Raw genomic sequence first — 4993 nt, 5'->3', positions numbered from 1 at the left:
TAAGAGACAGCCGCTGCCCGGTTCCCCGGCCGCCACCCTTCCCGGACGGCCCGCCTTCTCCCGGCGGTCCGTCCGGTCTGTTCGGTTTGTCCGGTGCCTCCGGTGCGGCGGCGACCCCGGGCGCCCACGGGCACCGGGCCGGCCCGGGTGCGGCGGACCACGGGGGGCGGTCGGCGTCGGCGGCTATCGTGCACTCGTGCACGAGGCGGTCCGTGGCCGCGGGCAGGGCACGCGAGGGGAGCGGTTCCAGGTGATCGGACGGGCGCTGAACGGGCGTTACGAACTCGTCGAGATACTCGGCGTCGGCGGGATGGCCACCGTCTGGCGGGGCGTGGACCACGTGCTGGGCCGCCAGGTGGCCGTCAAGGTCCTCAACGGAGGCCTCGCCGACGACCCGCGCTTCGCCGAGCGGTTCAGCCGCGAGGCGCAGCACGCGGCGATGCTGGTGCACCCGCGGATCGTCATGGTCTTCGACTCCGGCGTGGACCAGGGCTCGCCGTACATCGTCATGGAGCTGGTGCACGGCCTCTCGCTGGCCACCCTGCTCGTCCAGCAGCCCGGGCTCCCGGTGGAACGCGCGGTCGGCATCGCGGCGGCGGTCTGCGAGGCGCTGGAGGTCGCGCATGGCGCAGGCCTCGTGCACCGGGACATCAAGCCCGGCAACATCATGATCACCAACGACGGCGGGGTGAAGGTCGTCGACTTCGGCATCGCCCGGGCCGGGTCGTCCAGCAACCTCACCCAGGCGGCGATGGTGCTCGGCACGGCCGCCTACCTGTCGCCCGAGCAGGCCACCGCCGCCGAGCTGGACGGGCGCACCGACCTGTACGCGGTCGGCTGCGTGCTGACCGAGATGCTCACCGGCGCCCCGCCGTTCACCGCCGAGACGCCGGTGGCGATCGCGTTCAAGCACGTCACCGAGCAGCCGCTGCCGCCGTCCGCGCGGCGGGCCGGGGTGCCGCCGGCGCTGGACGCGGCGGTGCTGCGCCTGCTCGCCAAGGACCCGGCCGACCGGCCCGGCACCGGCGCGGCCGCGCGCGCCGAGCTGCTGGCGACGATTCCGGGGCTGGCCTTCTCGGACCCGACCAGTGAGCTGCTCGCCACCGGTGCGGCCGGTCAGGCCACCCAGTTGCTGCCGCCGGTCCCGTTCCGGCCCGCGCCCGCCGCGACCTCGGTGATGGCGCCGGTGCCGGCGATGCCCCCCGTGCCGGACGGCGAGGGGCCCGTCCGGGAGAGCCGCCGCAAGCCGCTGCTGTTCGGCGCGCTGGGCCTGGTGGGGGTCGCGGGCGCCGCGATGCTCGCGATCACCGCCTTCGACGACCCGGCCACGCCCACCGCCGCGCCGCCGCCCAAGCCGACCCGGTCGGTCTCGGCCGCCGCGACGCCCACGCCGACCACGGCCGCGCCCACCACCCCGACGGCGCTCCCGACCCCGTCGGCCACGCCCACCGCCGCCACCACCCCGCCGCGCGGTCAGGCCCCGGCCGTCCAGCTCAACGCCCTTCGCGGGGCGGTGGCGCAGACCCAGATGACCAAGGAGCGCGACCGCCAGCTCGATCTGCTGCACACCCTCGACGGCGCCGCCGCCCGCCTCAACCAGGGCAAGGAGGAGGACGCCGCACAGGAGCTGAAGAACGCGCAGCGGACCGTCCGGGACCTCGCCAAGAAGCACGCGATCGACGCCCAGACGGCCCAGAACTGGAACACCCGCCTCAGCACGCTGATCACCGCCCTCAACGGCTCCGACGAGCGCGACCAGGACGACTGACCCGGCGGCCGGGGCCGTGCCCGGTCCGTCGCTCCGGACCCCCGCCCCTTCCGTGACGGGGCCACCGGCTCCCGGCTCCCGGCTCCCGGCTCCCGGTCCAAGATCGCCCAGCGGTAGGCTCGTTTCGCAACACGACGCGAAGGGGAGCTCAGTGGCGCGGGTTGCAGTGATCGGTGGAGGCATCAGCGGGCTGGGGACGGCGCTGATGCTGGGTCGGCGGGGTCACACGGTCACCTTGTACGAACAGGACGCGCGGGAGGCCGGCGCGGACCTGGAGCAGGACTTCTTCGGGTGGGGCAGGCCGCGGGTCCCGCAGGCCGTCCAGCCGCACTCGCTGCTCGCACCGGTGCGCACCGTGCTGCGGGCCGAGGCGCCCGACGTCTACGAGGACCTGTTGGCGCGCGGGGCCCGGGAGTTCCACGATTTCGACTGGTTCGACGAGCACCCGCCGCACCGGGACGGTGACGAGGACCTGGTGACCCTGCGCACCCGCCGGATCGTGCTGGAGGCCGCCCTGACCGCGGCCGTGCGGCGGGAGGCCGCCGTGGAGGTGCGGCGGGGGAGCCGGGTGAGCGGCCTCGCCGTGGGGGAGGGGCGGCCCGTCCGGGTCACCGGTGTGCGGGTCGGCGCGGAGACCTTCGGGGCGGACCTCGTCGTCGATGCGGCCGGCCGGCGCTCGCCGGTGCCCGCCTGGCTGGTGGAGGCGGGCTGCCGGCCGCCGGTGGTCGAGAGCCACCGCATCGGGATCGCCTACCTGTGTCGCTGGTACCGCCTGCGGGCGGACGGCCCGCGCGACCCGGGGCGGGGGGTGAAGACCGGCTCGGCCGCGTCGTTCGCGCTGGCCGGGGTCTTCCCCTCCGACAACGACACCTTCGCGGTGAACCTGCTGCTCTCCACGGCGGATCCGACCCGGGGCGCGCTCACCGACCCCGAGGTGTTCGAGGCCGTGGCGCGCCGCTTCCCCGCCTGCGCCGCCTGGCTCGACCTGGACGCCGAGCCGCAGTCGGCCGTGCTGGCGATGGCCGGCCTGGACAACCGCTGGACGGCGCTCGCCGACGCGGAGGGACCGGTCGTCACGGGTCTGGTCAACGCGGGGGACAGCCTCATCCACACCAACCCCACCTCGGGCCACGGGGTGTCCCTGGGCCTGCGGGCCGCCCAGTACCTCGCCGGACACGTCGACGAGGTCGTCGCGGACCCCGCCGGCTACCACGCGTGGACGGCGGAGGCCCTCCGCCCGTGGTTCGACGCGCAGGTGGCGTCCGACCGCGCCAACGAGCAGCGGCTCGCCGAGAGCGCGCCGCCCCCGGAGCGGCGGGCGGCGGCCGTGGCCACCTGCGCCTTCGAGGACCCGGTCGTCATGCGGGCCCGCGCCAAGGTGCGGCACCTGGTGGCGCGACCGGACGAGGCCTACGCCACCGAGGAGGTTGACCGCCACGTCACCGCCTGGCTGGCCGCCCACCCCGACTTCGAGCCGGAACACGACGGCCCGACCCGCGACCAGTGGGACGCGCTCATAGCGGGCTGAGCGCGGGGCCGGGCGCCCCGTACGGCTGCCGGTCGTCCAGGGGTACGCCGAGACGGACCCCGAGGACGTGACGCAACTCAAGTACGTGAGGGACGATGAGGGCTTCGTCGTCGTCCCCCGCGAGCCCTCGTGAGGTTCGCACCGAAGAAGGCCACGTCAGTACCGGAGTTCGTGCCTCAGCAGAGGATCACCGAGTTCATCAACGACGGATTCGAGCACACCGCGTGGCGACTGGAGACGCGGACCGGCTACCTCTCCGACAAGCAGATGCCCTCCTACGACGAGTTCCTTCGTACCGGTGACACGGCAGGTGAGGTCGGGCACCCCTGGTTCGAGAACGTGCGCCGCATGGTGGGCAAGGGCAAGAGGTTCGAGCGGGTCCGTCTGGTGGATGATCCGCCGACCGAGAGGCAGCGGTACCTGTTGGCGTGCGCCCGGACCAACGTGGCGGCCGGCGAAGACATCCGGTACATGTGGCGCTCGGACGCGGCAGCGGCGGGACTGGCAGGGCTGTCGGATTTCTGGCTCTTCGACTCCCGCACGGTTGCGCGCTTCCACTTCGAAGGAGAGCGCACCGTGGAGATGGAGCTGGTCACCGACCCGCTGGAGGTCCTGCGAGCCTGCCAGACTCGCGATGCCGCCTGGCACCACGCAACGCGCTACGCGCGGTTCCGGGCTCAGGTACCTTCTGGCATGTGAGCACCGACTATCAGCAGGCACGGCTTGCTCTCGGTGTCCGGGCGTGAACTCCGCACCGGGAGTGGCCGGTCGGGACGCGCCTTGGCCGCACGACCGGGCTGGACCGAGGGCCGCCGATTGGGTCAGTCCGTCGACTGCGCTGGCTTCGACGCAGTCGGCATTCGCGCCGGAATAGCTGGACGTTTGCCAGCCGAAGCTATCCATGTTTGCTCTCTACCTCATTCACAACGGGTCAGAGAAGTCCCTTGGGCCTTCCTCCGAAAGGAGGGCCACGGATGCCATACGGGCAAGGATCTCCCGGTAGCTTGCCGGCTTTCGAGCCGGTTGAAATCCGGTGCTCACTGGTCGGACGGTACCCCGGCGCTGAACTCGCGGTGTGGAGTGGCGAAACGCCAGGCGGAATCCCGCGCCTGGCAGGCGCGGGCGACCTGAACAGGGTCATTGATCAGTTCGACGCCGATGAGGTCGTCATCGGCGTCGAACCGCAGCAGGGCGATCACACGGGAGTCGAACAGCCACGTGTCCTCGTTCGGAAGGCTCAGGCGGTCGGCGTCGGCGCGCCAGAGGTAGCGGATGTCCTCGCCGACGGCGCCGTTCCGTTCGGCGTTGTCGAGGAGGTACCGCTGCCCGAGGGTCGGCGGGTTGTCCATGATCCTCACTCGCTCGAAACGCTTGCCCAGGGCCGCCTGTTCGCGGCGCGAACGGCACCAGGGGTCATCCAGGTCCCAGCCGGGTGCCTGTCCGGCGGCGAAACGCCGGTAGGTCTCGGTCTGCTCGTCCGAGCGGTACCGGCGGCGGGTCTCCAGCCGGAAGGCGCTGCGCTGAAGGCTCTCAAACATGCCGTCGAACTCGTCGAAGCCGATCAGCACACCCACAACATGCTCCCCTCGTCGTCGGACCGACGGAATCAGGATGCCTTCGAAGTACGCCCCGGTGAGGGGCTGATTCGCCAAGTTGGGGACGGGTGTGGATCGGCGGCCCTCGCTCGGTTGAGCGAG

Annotated in this window: 4 protein-coding genes; 3 read left to right on the top strand and 1 reads right to left on the bottom strand. The window is 72.7% G+C overall.

What is annotated here, in order from left to right:
• The first annotated feature begins 196 nt into the window (after positions 1–196).
• The 3 genes from ACFWA9_RS33820 (at position 197) to ACFWA9_RS33810 (ending at position 3995) form a co-directional block, all read left to right on the top strand.
• Positions 197–1768, top strand: coding sequence for a protein kinase (locus ACFWA9_RS33820; RefSeq protein WP_380392448.1), 1572 nt, complete (start codon positions 197–199; stop codon positions 1766–1768).
• A gap of 151 nt (positions 1769–1919) precedes the next feature.
• Entirely contained in the window at positions 1920–3296 is a 1377-nt protein-coding gene (locus ACFWA9_RS33815; protein ID WP_380392445.1) for an FAD-dependent oxidoreductase, read from the top strand.
• A 171-nt stretch (positions 3297–3467) separates the two neighbouring features.
• Positions 3468–3995, top strand: coding sequence for a DUF6879 family protein (locus tag ACFWA9_RS33810; protein ID WP_380392442.1), 528 nt, complete (start codon positions 3468–3470; stop codon positions 3993–3995).
• 338 nt (positions 3996–4333) lie between these two features.
• Here ACFWA9_RS33810 and ACFWA9_RS33805 read toward each other — a convergent pair.
• A partial coding sequence (locus ACFWA9_RS33805) for a DUF6879 family protein (RefSeq protein WP_380392440.1) occupies positions 4334–4993 on the bottom strand: 660 nt, incomplete at its 5' end.

This window comes from Kitasatospora sp. NPDC059973 (genome assembly GCF_042737525.1).
Lineage (GTDB): Bacteria > Actinomycetota > Actinomycetes > Streptomycetales > Streptomycetaceae > Kitasatospora.
The sequence above is the reverse complement of the archived record's forward strand: the minus strand, read 5'-3'. Positions and strand labels throughout refer to the sequence as shown.